9 protein-coding genes and 2 pseudogenes are annotated in these 15789 nt (G+C 38.4%); 6 read left to right on the top strand and 5 right to left on the bottom strand.

The features are described from left to right. Together CFPU101_RS09505 and CFPU101_RS09500 are read left to right on the top strand one after the other, a co-directional pair. Positions 1-164 (top strand): annotated as a pseudogene (locus tag CFPU101_RS09505) (hydantoinase/oxoprolinase N-terminal domain-containing protein); the annotation flags it as partial. Between the two features lie 493 nt (positions 165-657). Continuing rightward, positions 658-4041, top strand: a complete 3384-nt coding sequence (locus CFPU101_RS09500) for a putative Ig domain-containing protein (RefSeq protein ID WP_206815115.1) — start codon at positions 658-660, stop codon at positions 4039-4041. Between the two features lie 218 nt (positions 4042-4259). On the opposite strand, the gene CFPU101_RS09495 is transcribed toward CFPU101_RS09500, so the two are convergent. The 3 genes from CFPU101_RS09495 to CFPU101_RS09485 form a co-directional block, all read right to left on the bottom strand. Next, a complete protein-coding gene (locus CFPU101_RS09495; RefSeq protein ID WP_206815114.1) occupies positions 4260-4463 on the bottom strand; it encodes a phycobilisome linker polypeptide in 204 nt (67 codons plus the stop codon). 194 nt (positions 4464-4657) lie between these two features. After that, the gene (apcB, locus tag CFPU101_RS09490; protein WP_206815113.1) at positions 4658-5143 is read right to left on the bottom strand and encodes an allophycocyanin subunit beta; all 486 of its coding nucleotides are present in this window, start codon (positions 5141-5143) and stop codon (positions 4658-4660) included. 69 nt (positions 5144-5212) lie between these two features. Beyond that, a complete protein-coding gene (locus CFPU101_RS09485; RefSeq protein ID WP_206815112.1) occupies positions 5213-5698 on the bottom strand; it encodes an allophycocyanin in 486 nt (161 codons plus the stop codon). Between the two features lie 1084 nt (positions 5699-6782). On the opposite strand from CFPU101_RS09485, the gene CFPU101_RS09480 reads away from it, so the two are divergent. The 4 genes and pseudogenes from CFPU101_RS09480 (at position 6783) to CFPU101_RS09465 (ending at position 13025) form a co-directional block, all read left to right on the top strand. Then, on the top strand, positions 6783-8645 hold the full coding sequence (locus tag CFPU101_RS09480) for a M10 family metallopeptidase C-terminal domain-containing protein (protein WP_206815111.1): 1863 nt from the start codon (positions 6783-6785) through the stop codon (positions 8643-8645). Positions 8646-9039: 394 nt separating this feature from the next. Continuing rightward, on the top strand, positions 9040-11355 hold the full coding sequence (locus CFPU101_RS09475) for a ribonucleoside-diphosphate reductase subunit alpha (RefSeq protein ID WP_206815110.1): 2316 nt from the start codon (positions 9040-9042) through the stop codon (positions 11353-11355). Positions 11356-11448: 93 nt separating this feature from the next. Continuing rightward, a pseudogene (locus CFPU101_RS09470) lies at positions 11449-11889 on the top strand (DUF29 domain-containing protein). 68 nt (positions 11890-11957) lie between these two features. Next, positions 11958-13025: a ribonucleotide-diphosphate reductase subunit beta gene (locus CFPU101_RS09465; protein ID WP_242577847.1), complete on the top strand. Its 1068-nt coding sequence runs from the start codon at positions 11958-11960 to the stop codon at positions 13023-13025. Positions 13026-13179: 154 nt separating this feature from the next. Here CFPU101_RS09465 and sigC read toward each other — a convergent pair whose 3' ends face one another. Together sigC and lipA are read right to left on the bottom strand one after the other, a co-directional pair. Next, complete coding sequence (gene sigC / locus CFPU101_RS09460; protein WP_206815109.1) at positions 13180-14409, bottom strand: RNA polymerase sigma factor SigC; 1230 nt, start codon at positions 14407-14409, stop codon at positions 13180-13182. 250 nt (positions 14410-14659) lie between these two features. Continuing rightward, positions 14660-15541 (bottom strand): lipoyl synthase, encoded by an 882-nt coding sequence (gene lipA, locus CFPU101_RS09455; protein ID WP_206815108.1) that lies wholly within the window; start codon positions 15539-15541, stop codon positions 14660-14662. Positions 15542-15789: the final 248 nt, after the last annotated feature.

Here is a 15789-nt window from a genome sequence, read left to right as displayed (position 1 = left end):
CAGTAGCGACGAATGCTTTATTAGAACGAAAAGGAGACCGTACTGTATTATTAATCACCAAAGGCTTTAAAGATGCCCTGAGAATTGGTTATCAAAATCGTCCGAATATCTTTGCGCGTCAAATTATCTTACCGACGATGTTATATGAAAGCGTCATCGAAGTCAATTTCTTTGCTTTATCCCTAAGCAAAACTCAAGTTACATAGTCAGTTGTTTAAGCAATCTTGTTTCTCGCATGATTTTGGCAGAATTAATGCAATCAGCAAGCAATTGGTCAATAAGTTCTTTTTTAATCGTCATTGCTTCTATCTCCTTGAATAAATGTCATTTTACAAACTCGTTGTTGTAAACTCGGTTTTTATGTCATAACATTCAGGGGGTAAATTGCTATCTCTTGTATTGAGAATCTCCAATTTTTTTCATCATCTTTCTATCATCTTTGAGTAACTAAAATCTCCAGAAGCTTGCCAATCCAAATGATTTCGCTACTCATCACCCTTTAAAAGAAACACTATAACTGCATAAATTAATTTTTGATTAATGCTTAACTCCTCTTTTTAGATAAGTCTAAACACTCATATTTCATATTAGTGTTAAAATCTTCTCTTATTAACCATTAACCGAACTTAATCAGAACACTAATCTTAGATAACCACTATGGATGAAGATAATCAGTTACCTGCTTTAAACATTCCTATATCGGATCAAACTGTTGTACAGAGTCAATTCTTTACGTTTTCATTGCCTGGGGATACGTTTATCGATCCCGACGTGGGCGATGTAATTACCTATGTAGCCACCTTGTCCAATAATGAACCCTTACCCAGTTGGCTCAGTTTTAATAGTTCTAATCTGTCTTTTAGTGGTGTAGCACCATTAGATTCAGAAGACACTCTCGATATTAAATTAGTCGCTACTGATCCAAGCGGCGGGATGGCCGATGATGTCTTCCGATTAATTATCGATGATGGGCCCGACGTACCTAATGTACTTAATCCCATCCCAACTCAACAAATTTCTCAAGGAGAAGCACTCAACTTTACCATACCTGCAAATACTTTTAGAGATCCTGATGAGGGTGATATCCTAACCTATAGTGCTGCTCTAATTCGAGGTGAACCTCTACCAGCGTGGTTAAACTTCGATCCTGCTACCCAGACTTTTACTGGTACGCCAGGCAACAGCGATGTGGCTCGGCTGCAGATTGTAGTTACTGTCACTGATACAACTGGATTATCTGCCTCAAATAGTTTTAGCTTAACGGTTCTCAATGTTAATGACGCTCCTGTTATAGTCACTCCCATTTCTGATCAGATTGCTATAGAAGATGCGGCATTTAGTTACCAAATTCCTAACACCACCTTTACCGATATTGATTTGGGGGATAGTATTACCTATAGCGCACAGTTAGAAGGAGGTGCAGCATTACCCAGTTGGTTAAGCTTTGACGCAACAACTCTTACTCTGTCGGGAACACCCAACAATACCAATGTTGGTGCGATCGCCATTCAGATTATAGCAAGAGATACCTCTGGGGCAACTACTACTGATACTTTTGTTCTAACGGTGCAAGATGTGGCTTATCCGCCTTCAGTAGCAAATCCGATTCCCGATCAAAATGCCACCCAAGGACAAAATTTTACATTTACGGTTGCTGAAAATACCTTCACTGATTTCGATCTTGATGAAACCTTCACTTACAGTGCTAGTTTGACTACAGGAGAACCCTTACCGTCATGGTTAATCTTCAACCCTGTCAGCCGAACTTTTAATGGTACGCCGAGCAATGATAATATTGGTGTGTTACCCATTATTGTAAGTGCCACCGACTCAACAGGATTACAAGCATCAACTAACTTTAGCTTATCCACAGCTAATATCAATGACGCGCCGACCTTAGCCAATCCTCTACCCGATCAACTGTGGAGCGTTAATTATCCCCTAACTTATACGATTCCCGTTACTACCTTTTCAGATATTGATTTGTTGGTGACTCCCAATGAAGTGCTGACCTATACTGCTACTTTAGCAGATGGCTCTGCGTTACCTTCATGGCTCAGTTTTGATCCTGTGACCGCCACCTTTTCGGGTACACCAACGGCAGATCAATTGGGGTTAACCTATTCCATTTTAGTAACCGTCACGGATGCTGCGGGTATAACGGCACAAGATACTTTTCAACTGCCGATTACTACTACTTTTGATCCTGCTCAATATGGTGCCTCTAATTTAGACTTAGCGGATATTTATGGCTATAACTTAGACGCTTTAACCAACCATTTCATTAGTACTGGACGGTTTGAATTGCGTCAGGTGGATACGTTTAATGAATTACTTTATCAAGCGTCAAATCCTGATCTCATTGGTGCATTTGGCTTTAATCCAGCCTTGGCCACCCAACAATATATCGAACGCGGACGATTTGAAAATCGACCTTTAAATACCTTTGATAGTCAACAATATTTGGCCTCTTATACTGATTTGCTCAGTGTTTTGGGCAATAATCCCGATCCCGCCTTACTTCATTATTTGCAAACGGGCTATAATGAGGGACGAGTTCCAGATCGATTCGATGAATTGAACTATGTCGCTTCTTATGGAGACTTAATTGAGACATTTAGAACAGATGGCAGGGCTGCCACATCTCATTATCTAACGTTTGGCTTTCTAGAAGGTCGAGATCCCCTATTATTCAAACCAGACCAATATATTGCCAGTCATGGAGATATCATTACCCAGTTTGGCTATAATCTTGCAGGGGGAACGAATCATTACATTGTACTTGGATATGATGAAAACCGAGCAACAGATTCTTTTAATGAACTGCTCTATCTAGCGTCAAATTCTGATTTAATTTCCGAGTTTGGTTTGAATCCCACGGCAGCAACTCAGCAATATATTGAATCTGGCTACTCAGAGCAACGGCCAACCAATACTTTTAGTCCAGCACAATATTTGGCTTCTAATACCGATTTGTTAACACTTTTCGGGAATGATCCCAATACGGCTCTGGTTCATTATATAGCCTCTGGCTTCAATCAAGGACGTTCTGCCGATAGTTTTGATGAATTGCGCTATATTGCCTCTTACGGTAGCCTAGTCGAACAATTTGGCGCAGATGGGGCAGCAGCCACTCAACATTATCTCAATATTGGTTTTGCTCAAAATCGGAATCCTCTATTATTTCAAGCCGACCAATATATTGCCAGTTATGGAGATCTTATTACCCAGTTTGGCTATAATCTTGCAGGGGGAACGAATCATTACATTGCTAATGGATATGATGAAAACCGAGCCATGGATTCTTTTAATGAACTGCTCTATCTAGCGTCAAATCCTGATTTAATCCCTGTATTCGGTTTAAATACAGCCGCCGTAACTCAGCAATATATTGCATCTGGTTACTCAGCAGGGCGGCCAACCAACACTTTTAGTCCAGCACAATATCTGGCTTCTAATACTGATATCCTGCAAGTTGTTGGTAATAATCCTAATGCGGCTTTAATCCACTATATACAAATAGGCTATAGTGAAAACCGATCATTGGATAGTTTTGATGAATTACGTTATATTGCCTCTTATGGAGATTTAACTGAAGCATTTGGGACAGATGGCGCAGCAGCAACCCAGCATTATCTCAATATTGGTTTTGCTCAAGCTCGAAATCCCAACTTATTCAATCCAGCAGAATATATTGCAGGATACGATGATTTAATTAATCCATTCGGCTACAATCTCAATGCAGGAATACAGCATTATCTCACTGAAGGATATGAAGAAGGAAGAACAGATGATCGATTTTCTTCCGATATTTATATTGCTTCTTATGGGGATTTAATTACAGCATATGGCTATAATCTAGCTGCTGGTGCTGAACATTATATTACGATTGGCGCATCTGAAGGACGAGAGCGTGCTATTTTTAATCCTCTTTCCTATCTAAACGATAATCCAGATTTGCAAGCGGTCTATGGTCAGGATTTAGTAGGAGCAACCCGTCATTACATCGAGTTTGGATTTGCTGAAGGGCGAGTTTTCTAAAACTATGGGATGACCTCAAATTTAGGTTGCACCTTAACAATATAAGCCCACCTTTTAAAAATTAAGAGGTGGGTTAATTTTTGATATAATTTCTATTTATTAAAACAACAGATCACCGTAGGGGTAGCTAATTGGTATTACATACTTCCTAGAACTGAAAAATCGAAACAACAAAAAGAGGTCAAAAGACCTCCCCTTGCTTCGTATCAAACCTAAAATTATAGTAATCCAGTGTTTGCACCAGGTTTGCCAGTAGCTAACTGAACTTTAACAATTTTACCGCCCATTTTCATGATGCGTTGTTGTTCTTGGAACCAGTTGTCATAAGGAACAAGCTTGGTGAAATAGGTATTTTGTAATTCGCGTTGAGTCCGAATGCGAGTTTGGCTAGGAACACACGCAGTAATTTTGAACATCCGCATTGGTATAAGTTCTCCTGATTCTTCCTAAAGTCTTGTAGTGAGAGTCTATCTTAATCTTATACGACAAAGGTCGGGAGTCAGGAGCCAATACTAGATCGTCAAAACCGATAAACTCAGCCTTTAACCAGCTAGCACTCACTCTTGACTTCCCGAACCTTAATGGACTCCTTATAACGGGGTCTTGAGCAGGAAGTCTAGCTTAAGCCAGAGCAAATGTAGTCGAAGTATACACCCATTTCTTTTCCAGCATCAGCACCAGTCAGACTAGCGGTAACTTCTTTCATTGCTTGGATCGCTTGAACAGTCGAAGAAACGGGAACTCCTAATGAGTTGTAGGTTTCTTTTAAGCCGTTAAGAACGCGCTCGTCAAGAATGGAAGGATCGCCAGCTAACATTGCATAGGTAGCATAACGGAGGTAGTAGTCTAAGTCGCGGATGCAAGCAGCATAACGACGGGTGGTGTACATATTGCCACCTGGACGGGTAACATCAGAGTACAACAGAGATTTAGCAACAGCTTCTTTAACGATACCAGCAGCATTAGCACTGATTACACTTGCAGCACGAACACGTAATGCACCAGAAGAGAAGTAATTTTTGAGTTTGTCAATAGCGGAACCATCAAGGTATTTACCTTGAACGTCAGCAGAGTTGATGACAGAAGTGATTGCGTCTTGCATGGTTATGATTCCTTTTTTTGTCAGGGGTGAAAATCGTTACGAACAAAAGTGAAGGTCTTTGACAGTGAATTACTGCATTGCGCCGATCACATAGTCGAAGTAAGAAGAAGCTTCTGAGGCATCGTCAGCAGCAATTAATCCTAAAGCGACATCTTTCATTTCACGAACGCTCTGAGCAACGGCACCGATGTCGGTTCCTAGAGATTTGTACATTTCGCGTACACCGACTAGGCCAATTTCTTCGATGGGGGTGACATCACCAGAAACTACTCCGTAAGTGATTAGACGTAGGTAGTAGTCCATGTCACGTAGGCAGGTAGCGGTCATTTCTTCGCCGTAAGCATTTCCACCGGGAGAAACAACATCAGGACGTTTTTGGAAAAGACGATCGCCTGCTTGTTTAACAATGGTTTCACGCGCACCCGTTAAGGTTTCAGCAATCCGAAGACGGGCTGCACCACCTGTAACAAAAGCTTTGATTCTATCTAGCTCACCGGGGCTGAGATAGCGGGCTTCTGCGTCTGCATTCACGATAGACTTCGTGACGATACTCATTGATGGATTCCTCCTGTGTAAATGAGAACTTAAAAACTTAAGCTGATATCTTATACCAAAATCGGCTACTGTGGCTGTCTCGTTAATATTAACTTTTAACATATTTTATCTAAAAAGCTTGACAAATCTTAATTTTTATGATTTACCGTCACTGTTTAGATCTAGTTCCACAGCAGGCTGACCCAATCATTTTCAGATATTCTGTTCACATTCGCTGTAATTTCGTAATACTTTTTAACATTTTCCTCAGAAAACCCTTTTTGACTTAATCTGTCAGACTCTCTTTCGTCTTTGTATCTCAGGACGGAGTAGCAATCTGTTTTTTTCCCTTGTCGAGCTACCAATTTGCTTTCAATCGTGCTAGAGATGGTTAATTGGCCTCACCTCCAACCCCTTTTTTACAAGTAGAGAGGGGAGTAGGATGAGCTATAACTACTCTAGAAAAATGGTCTTATCTTCTCGATAACAGTAGCTTACTTGGCTCGGCAGGAAAATTTCAGTACTCTAAGAAGCCTCAGTAAATAACGGTTGCCAAGATGAGCAACTTGTCGGAACTCTTATGAAAGCTTTCTTATTTTTATCTATTATTACTTTCTTTTTAGAAAACACCTAAGCAATTCTAGCAATCTAGTTAATTTTTTCCTTTAATCAACAATAAATATAAATATTTATATTATTTTATAAATTCATAATCAATATTAATAAAATTTAACAAAAATAAATTGATACTTCATCTTATATATAAAATTATTTACAATTAAGCTTTAAAAAAATTATTGAAAATACGTTGGAAGAAATACAGTCATGTTTTGAAATAGACAAGTCACCACTTTATGTGACTTTAAGACTAAGTAAAAACTGAACCAAAATGTAAAAAGCGAGTTATTTTATAAATAGCGATACTATAAAGATACTAAAAATAGTGATCCTAAGCAAAATCGTATTTTAGGTATTAACCGACCTATTGTCAAAACATTTTGTTGTTCCCTAATCTCTTATCCATGTAAACAAATAAGGCTCTCGAAATTGAACAATCGGGATATTTTGAAGCAATTATTTTCATCATTCTAGGAGAATTAGAAAAATGTCTACTTTCGTCGGAGCAGTTACAAATGTTTCTTCTACAGGTTTGACGTATATCAATGGTTTGCTTTGGGGAAGTCGTTGGCGTGTTGAAAATGACAGTCGGCGGTTAACCTATTCGTTTATCAATGATCAAACGTGGGATACTAACCTTTATCCAGCCGAAGAAACAGCTTTTCATAATGCCATACAATCTTGGGCAAATGTGGCTAACTTTCGCTTAGAATTTACAGGAAATAACGATCACGCTGCTGAGATAACGTTTCATAGTGTCACCGCAGCAACGATCGGTGGTAGTCTAGGCCTAGCAATGCCACCAGGAGAAATTGACCTTCCCTATGTCCAGGGAGATGTGATGATCAATTATCAAGCTTACTCAACCAACCCCACCTCAGAATTGCTCGTTGGTAGCTATGATTATCTTACTTATGTTCATGAAATCGGCCACGCTTTGGGTTTAGCCCATCCTCATGATAATGGAGGGCGTTCGACGATTTTTCCAGGAGTCGATGGAAGTCCTTTCACAGATACAGGTAATTATGGACTGAATCAATATGTTTGGACTGTCATGTCTTATATTGACATCAATAGTTCATACTCACCTGGGTATGATACAAACTGGGGATATATCGGTGGCCCGATGGCCTTCGATATCGCTACTATTCAATACCTTTATGGGGTTAATACGACCTACAATACAGGAAATAATACTTACTATCTACCGACGACGAATGGCGTAGGAACTTATTGGACTTGCATTTGGGATGCAGGAGGGAGCGATACAATTTCGGGACAATTCGCCACTAATTCCGTAACGATTAATCTAAACAATGCTTCGATCGCTAATAACGATCCGAATGCAGGTGGTTATATTAATCGAGTCAATGGTATTTCGGGAGGATATACGATCGCTAATTCCCAGGGGGGGCGGTGTATCATTGAGAATGCAGTAGGGGGTAGTTATGGTGACTCGATAACAGGTAACAGCTACAACAACTCTTTATCGGGAAATGGCGGCAACGACACGATTTATGGAGGGTTTGGTGCCGACGCTCTTTATGGCGGATCTGGAAATGACAATCTAGATAGCGGTACTGTATCAGCTTACGATACAGCTAACGAATTCCTTGATGGGGGTGCAGGGAATGATTATCTACTCGCTGGAAATGGGAATGATTCGCTCTATGGTGGAGCAGGTTTAGATACCCTCAATGGCTATAATGGTAACGATTATCTTGATGGTGGTACGGAAAACGACTATCTACTCGGTAGTGGCGGCAACGATACGATCTACGGTGGTTTTGGTGCCGACTTACTCTATGGCGGTGATGGAAATGATTATTTGGATAGCGGTACTGTATCAGCTTACGATACAGCTAACGAATTCCTTGATGGGGGTGCAGGGAATGATTATCTACTCGCTGGAAATGGGAATGATTCGCTCTATGGCGGAGCGGGTTTAGATACCCTCAATGGTGTCGGTGGAAATGATATCCTCGTTGGTGGTCTTAATACAGATAGTCTGACTGGGGGTTCTGGAAATGATCGTTTTGTCTTCGATACAGGTGCTATCTTTAATGCAGGAACGATCGGTATAGATATCATTACTGATTTCGTTCGGGGTTTCGATAAGCTTGTTTTGGATAAAACAACTTTTACCAGTTTGGGTAGTTTAAGTTTTACTTCAGTTGCTAGTTTTGCTCTAGCGCAGACAAGTTCTGCTCTAATTACCTATATTCAATCGACAGGAAGCTTGTTCTACAACCAAAATGGTTTAGGTGCAGGATTTGGGACGGGAAGTCAATTTGCCGATTTAACCAATGGATTGACATTAACAGCCACCGATTTCTTACTTCAAGCTTAATACTAATCAATATTAATTGACGACTTAGGACAATTTTATTATTTTAATAGATTGTCCTTTAATTGTTTCTATCGTTTTTTTAAGCAAGATTTTTTTAACTAAAATATTTAATAAAACTAAAAAGAATTGCGCTCAAAAAGCCTAATATTTTGTTTGACTCGCTAATCGATTATTTTTGTTGGTCTATTGAGTGATTTTAGATTATCAAAAAATGATGCTGTATTGAACACTACCATTTACATTAAAAAATAATTAATGATTAAGATCTACATCTAGAGTAATAGACTTATCACTAACACCATATGTGTGGTATAACTAAAAAGCACTATTGACTTTGCTTAAAGAAAGTAGTACATTAATACCCACAAAAAACATCGTTTTTTTAGTCTAATCTATGCAACAAGTTTTACTGACTCAAACCGCTATCAATAGCAGCAGAGTTGATTCAACATCTCGTACTACTTCTGGACAAAATACATCAGTAGAAAAGCCAATTCAAGTAGTACGGCGCGATGGATCATCGACGGTTTTGGATATCAGTAAAATTAGAGCAGTTGTAGACTGGGCTTGTTGTAACCTAGATGTCAATTCAATTGCTTTAGAAGCGGGTTTGACGACTCGTCTACGGCATGGCATCACGACAAGAGAAATACAAGATAATTTAATTAACTGCGCGTTAGAAATGTGTAGTCCCGAAGAACCAGACTGGCGTTATGTAGCTGGAAGACTTCACATTTGGAGTTTATGGAAAGATACACTCGTATCTCGCGGATATCAGTACGGAAATTATGAAAAAACGGTTCGGACTAAAGTAAATGCAGGGCATTATGATGATAGGATCTTAGCCTATTCAGAAGAAGAACTCAAAGAAGCGAGTTCTTGGATTAATCCAGACTGGGATATAGATTATGATTACGCAGGAGCAGTATTATTAACCAGTCGCTATCTACTAAGTGATGAATTGCCTCAAGAAGCGATCTTAACTTGTTCCTTACTCCTAGCCAGTCCAGAAAAAAGCGAAAATCGTTTAATGTGGGCAAAACAATTTTATCAAGCGATCGCATCTCGTAAAGTTTCTCTCGCTACGCCAATCTTAGCAAACTTAAGAGTTCCGAACGGTTCTTTGACTAGCTGTTTTATTGTGTCAATGGACGACAATTTAGAAAGTATTTTCGCGGAAATTACTAACACAGCAAGAATATCTAAAAATGGTGGTGGTGTTGGAGTCAATGTTAGTCGTATTCGCGCTACAGGAAGTCATGTCATGGGCAAACCTAACGCATCTGGTGGGGTTGTGCCTTGGATCAAGTTACTCAATGATACCGCGATCGCAGTTAATCAGGGTGGAAGACGCGCAGGTGCAGTTACTATTAGTTTAGACATCTGGCATTTAGATGTACCCGATTTCTTAGAAATGCAAACCGAAAACGGAGATCAACGCCGTAAAGCCTATGACATTTTCCCACAATTGGTAATCTGTGACGAATTTATGCGTCGTGTGATTAATAAAGAGGAATGGACATTAGTTGATCCCTATGAAATCAAAACTAAATTAGGAATAGAACTAGCCGAACTTTGGGGCGAACAGTTTGAGACGGTTTATCAACAAATTGAAGCGAAAATCGGTACAGAAATTACGCTTTATAAAAAAATTAATGCTAGAGAACTGTTTAAAACGATCATGCGAAGTCAGATCGAAACGGGAATGCCCTATCTAGCGTTTAAAGATACTATTAACCGAGCTAATCCGAATAAGCATGAAGGGTACATTCCTGGAGTTAATTTATGTGTCGAATCGTTTTCTAATGTTACGCCAGGACAATTGGCTCACTGTTGTAATTTAGTCAGTTTAAATTTAGCAAATCTAGAATCCTCCTCAGAATTAGAGCAAGCTTGTCGAATTTCAGTGCGAATTTTAGATAATACAATTGATATTACCCAACCTCCCTTAATTGAAGCCAAAAATCATAACGATCGCTATCGAACCATTGGCGTAGGTTGTATGGGGTTAGCAGACTGGTTAGCAAAACGAAAATTAAATTATGAGCATTTAACTAATATTAATTATCTCTTTGAAGAAATTGGCTATTGGTGTACTCAAAGCTCAATGGAACTCAGTAAAGAAAGGGGTGCATATCAAGCATTTCCTGAAAGTGAGTGGGCAAAAGGTAAATTAATTGGCTCAAAAAATGTAGAGTGGTTTACCCTGAATGCTTCTCAACCCGAAAGATGGGTGAAACTTTCCGAAGATATTCAAACATACGGCATCCGTAACTCTCATATTACTGCGATCGCACCGAATACCTCATCCTCTTTAGTCCAAGGATGTACCGCTAGTATTCTTCCCGTGTATAGCCGTTTCTTCTATGATAAATGGGCTAAAGGGACAGTCCCGATCGCTCCCCCATTTATTAAAGATTATTTTTGGTTCTATCCTGAAAATAAATCCTTAGATCAAAAGAAAGTGATTAAAGCAGTTTCAATCATGCAGCAATGGATTGATACTGGGATTTCAATGGAATTACTATTTAATTTAAACCAAGGGATTTATTTTCCCAATGAACCCGATAGAGAAATAACAGCCAAAGATATCTTTGAATTATTAATTATGGCATGGCAAGAAGGATGTAAAGCGATTTATTACATCAGAACCGTACAAAAAGATAACTTTAAAGAATCTGATAATACTTGCTCCTCTTGTGCAAATTGAAAGTGTAATGTAAGTATAATCTCGCATTGAACTTTTATTATTTTTTTTGCTGGCGTTGATAGAATGTCACTATACAGTGTCTGGTGGTGAAATATGAATCTTAATTCTAGTTTATATGAACAAGATTACTACCTATGGATGGAAAAGACAATTTAACTTTTACAAAACCATCAATTTTCTGAATTAGATCTCGAAAATTTAATTGATGAAATCACAGACATTGCAAATAGCAAGAAAAAATTACTTAAAAGTAACTTAACAATTGTTCTTTGGCATTTGCTAAAATATAAATATCAATCAGAAAGACGCTCTAATACTTGGCGATTAACTTTAGACGAACATAGAGACAGAATAGAAGAAGATTTGAAAGAAAGTCCAAGTTTAAAGCCTTTTATTAGAGAAGTTTTTTTAGAATGTTACCAAAAAGCTAGACGAAAAGCATCAATTGAAACTGATTTACCGATTAATACATTTCCAATTGAATTACCTTTTACTTTAGAAGAAGTCTTAAATTTGGAGTATTTGCCAGAATAAAAAGATTGATTTCTTGAATAAAAATTGTTAGTATAATCAAACTAATAATGATTATACAGTCAAAAAAAATGGTATTTATTAACACTAAATTGTCGGATACAATGCCGATTAATCCTATCTTTAATCCAAGTGGTGACGATCGCACCGAAAATCGTTCAATTTGGTTTGGTAATACAACAAACCTCATGCAGCTTAATGATGTGCGCTACTCTTGGGCTGTTGGTTTATATCAACAAATGAGAGAGAACTTTTGGATTCCGCACCGCTTAGATGTTACCCAAGATGTTACAGATTATTGGAATTTAACCGATGATGAAAGATATGCTTATGATGGTATTCTTTCGTATTTAACATTCTTAGATTCTGTTCAGACTTGTAACATACCACACATTAAAAGTAGTGTGACTGCACCCGAAGTTAGTCTATGTATGGCAGAACAAGTATCACAAGAAGGAATGCACAATCAAAGTTATCAATATCTGATTGAAACAATTATTCCAGCCGAAAGAAGAAATGATGTTTATGACTTTTGGCGAACTGATCAAATATTAAGAGAACGCTGTGAATTTATCGCAAAACTCTATCAAAAATATATCGATCATCCGACAGCAGAAAATTATTTTGTTTCACTTTTGGCTGATTATTTACTAGAGGGATTATATTTTTACAATGGCTTTATTTATTATTATAATCTAGCTTCACGTATGTTGATGCCTGGAAGTGCCGACATTTTTAAAATGATTAATCGAGATGAACTTAGTCATGTGAGACTCTATCAAAAATTGCTTCCTGAAGCGATGCAGATATTTCCGCATTCATCAGATATGATTTACGAAATGTTTGATACTGCGGTAAAGTATGAATGTCATTGGACAAATCATATTGTTGGTAATAATATTTTAGGAATTACAGAAACCAGTACAGAACAGTATACGAAGTATTTAGCTAATATCCGACTTAAAGCGATCGGACTTAAACCTATTTACCAAGACGACAAATATAATAAGAGTCCTTATAGTCATTTAGAGCGTTTTTCTGATACTAAAAAAGAAGCGCATACCAAAGCGAATTTCTTTGAAGCAACTGTCACGAGTTATGTGATGTCTTCTGGTGTATCGGGATGGGATGATATTTAGATATTTATTTTTAAAGCTTTAATATGGAGGTTAAAGATAGTTTATTAAAAGCCATGAGTGAATCAGGATTATCCATCAATTTGTGAGCAAAAAACAGCTTGGTTATTGATGGATAACCAAACTGTTAAGATTAATACAAATTTACTTTTATTGTTTAACACAAAGCTTCAAAATAGTCTCTCACCAAATTTCTGCGGCGAGGTTGACGTAGTTTTTGTAAGGCTTTGGTTTCAATTTGACGAACTCGTTCGCGTGATAATTCTAAAACACGACCGATATCGGCTAAAGAATAAGATTTACCATCTTTAAAGCCATAACGCAATTGAATTACTTCTTGTTCGCGTGTGGTCAAATCAGATAATAAATTCTTTAAATCTTTTTGTAGGGCTTCTTGAACTAATGTTTCTTCTGGTGAAATCTCTTCAGTTTCCAAAAGCTCAACTAATTCTGTATCTTTTTCTTTTCCTACTTTAACTTCTAAAGAGACAGAACGAGGAACCCTCATCAAAATTTCTCTAACTTGAGGGGGGGTCATCTCCAATTCTTTAGCTACTTCTTCCATTGTTGCGGTACGTCCCTTTGCTTGAGAGATTTTGCGCTGTGCCTTTTTGATTTTGTTGAGTTTTTCGGTAATATGAACGGGGATACGAATAATACGGCTTTGGGTAGCGATCGCCCTGGTAATGCCTTGACGAATCCACCAATAAGCATATGTACTAAAACGGTAACCTTTTGTCGGATCAAATTTCTCAACTGCTCGCTCTAAACCTAACGTTCCTTCTTGTATCAGATCAAGTAGTTCTAAACCGCGATTTTGATATTTTTTAGCTACCGACACCACTAAGCGTAAATTCGCTTTGATCATCTGTTCCTTTGCCCGTATACCCAAAGCAATGATCTCATCTAACTCGGAAATCTCAAGTTCTGCGAGTTGCGCCCAACATTTTTTACCCTCACTAACAGCCGTCTTTAATTCAAAGCTAGTTAAACCGACTGTACTCGCCCAACGTTCCCAAGAAGGACGATGACCTAATTGAGAGGATAATTGATCATGAACTTCGACCAGATGATTATATTTGTGTAAAACAGGATTAGTTGCATTAGATACAGAGGAGCGTAGTTCGACTAGATCAAGATGACGCTGTACCTGTTGCGCTTTTTGAACTTCTTCGTCTTTTTTGAGGAGAGGAACACGCCCAATATCTTGTAGATACAATCTAACGAGATCAGTCGTCATACTACGACGCGGTTGTGTTTCTCCAACCATTGCTATATGCTCAGTTTCTAAATTGATCGATGTTTCAGAAAAAGAATCATCGATTTCAGTTTCATTAGGGAAAGGAGCAAATGAATTTTGATCATACAGGTAGGATTTTAGTGACATAGCACACTCTCTATGGCGACTGCGGGGACAAATAGGCTTTTAAGCGACGCTTAATATTAGCTTTCCCAAGATGTTCACTAAATACTACAGGTCGAAAAAGTTTTTTTATGAAAAAAAATTTTTGATGGCTGTAATTAGCGTCACTGATTTATTGGGAAGACCAGCAATCGTCTTAATGAGCTTCGTTCACAGTGAGTGACTACAATTTTTAGGTAAAAATTCCGTAAAGATGGGTTGTTTGTTACAAAAATTAATCAACTCTTAAACGTGGATAACGTTTCATCAATTCTTGAACTTGTTCAGCATGATAGGAACTACGAGTCAGAGGAGACGAAACCACCTGCAAAAAGCCGATTTCTTCTCCGTATGCTTGCCAAGAGGCGAATTGTTCGGGCGTAATAAAGTCTTGTACCCCTAAATGCTTTTGTGACGGTTGTAAGTATTGTCCAATGGTGAGAATATCACAATCAACTGCTCGTAAATCATCCATCACTTGACGGACTTCTTCGTCGGTTTCGCCTAAACCCACCATAATACCCGACTTTGTATAAACCCAAGGCGCAATTGTACGAGTACGGTGTAATAATTCTAGCGATCGCTGATAATCACCTTGAGGACGGACACGGCGGTATAATCTAGGGATGGTTTCTGTATTATGGTTCAAAACTTCGGGCTTTGCTTCTAAAATGATTGCTAAAGCGTCCCAGTTGCTTTCTAAATCAGGAATTAGAACCTCTATAGTTGTTTTAGGAGAAATTTGACGAACTTCAGTGATACATTGCACAAATTGATTAGCCCCACCATCAGGTAAATCATCTCGGTTGACTGAAGTAATGACTACATGGTTTAAATTAAGACGTTTTACCGCTTCAGCAAGACGTAAAGGTTCAGTTGGATCTAAAGCCTTTGGTTTTTTTTCAAAATCAATATCACAATAAGGACAAGCACGAGTACAAGCAGGCCCCATAATTAAAAACGTTGCTGTAAGAGCAGAGAAACATTCCCCAATATTTGGACAAGAAGCCTCTTCGCAAACCGTATTTAAGCCAAGATCTCGTAAAATCTCTTTAACACTTCCCACTCTTTCCCATTGGGGGGCTTTAACTCTGAGCCAACTCGGTTTAACGGTCATACTTTCTAAATTTACTATTGATATGTCTTTACTTCCAAACCTATCCTACTGCACTAATGTCTATTCAGGGGATCAAGATTAACATATTACAAAGCATTACCAAGGGCTTGAATCAGCGTCCTCATTTGGGTGATAACTAATAAAGTCTGTGGGTTTAAGTCTTGTTGTCTGCCTCAAGATTCGTAGGATAATTAGATAAGTACAGATCAAATCCATCTTAAGAAGCGCAAACTCACACACTCAATTTA

Origin of the sequence: Chroococcus sp. FPU101, from assembly GCF_017312365.1 — a bacterium.
Lineage (GTDB): Bacteria > Cyanobacteriota > Cyanobacteriia > Cyanobacteriales > Microcystaceae > Chroococcus.
Note: the sequence above shows the minus strand (reverse complement) of the source record. Positions and strands in the feature narration are given on the sequence as shown.

Bases quoted from the DNA above. Each gene is read 5' to 3' on its own strand.
- CFPU101_RS09500 (WP_206815115.1), top strand. From the start codon at position 658: ATGGATGAAGATAATCAGTTACCTGCTTTAAACATTCCTATATCGGAT.
- CFPU101_RS09495 (WP_206815114.1), bottom strand. From the start codon at position 4,463: ATGCGGATGTTCAAAATTACTGCGTGTGTTCCTAGCCAAACTCGCATT.
- apcB (WP_206815113.1), bottom strand. From the start codon at position 5,143: ATGCAAGACGCAATCACTTCTGTCATCAACTCTGCTGACGTTCAAGGT.
- CFPU101_RS09485 (WP_206815112.1), bottom strand. From the start codon at position 5,698: ATGAGTATCGTCACGAAGTCTATCGTGAATGCAGACGCAGAAGCCCGC.
- CFPU101_RS09480 (WP_206815111.1), top strand. From the start codon at position 6,783: ATGTCTACTTTCGTCGGAGCAGTTACAAATGTTTCTTCTACAGGTTTG.
- CFPU101_RS09475 (WP_206815110.1), top strand. From the start codon at position 9,040: ATGCAACAAGTTTTACTGACTCAAACCGCTATCAATAGCAGCAGAGTT.
- CFPU101_RS09465 (WP_242577847.1), top strand. From the start codon at position 11,958: ATGGTATTTATTAACACTAAATTGTCGGATACAATGCCGATTAATCCT.
- sigC (WP_206815109.1), bottom strand. From the start codon at position 14,409: ATGTCACTAAAATCCTACCTGTATGATCAAAATTCATTTGCTCCTTTC.
- lipA (WP_206815108.1), bottom strand. From the start codon at position 15,541: ATGACCGTTAAACCGAGTTGGCTCAGAGTTAAAGCCCCCCAATGGGAA.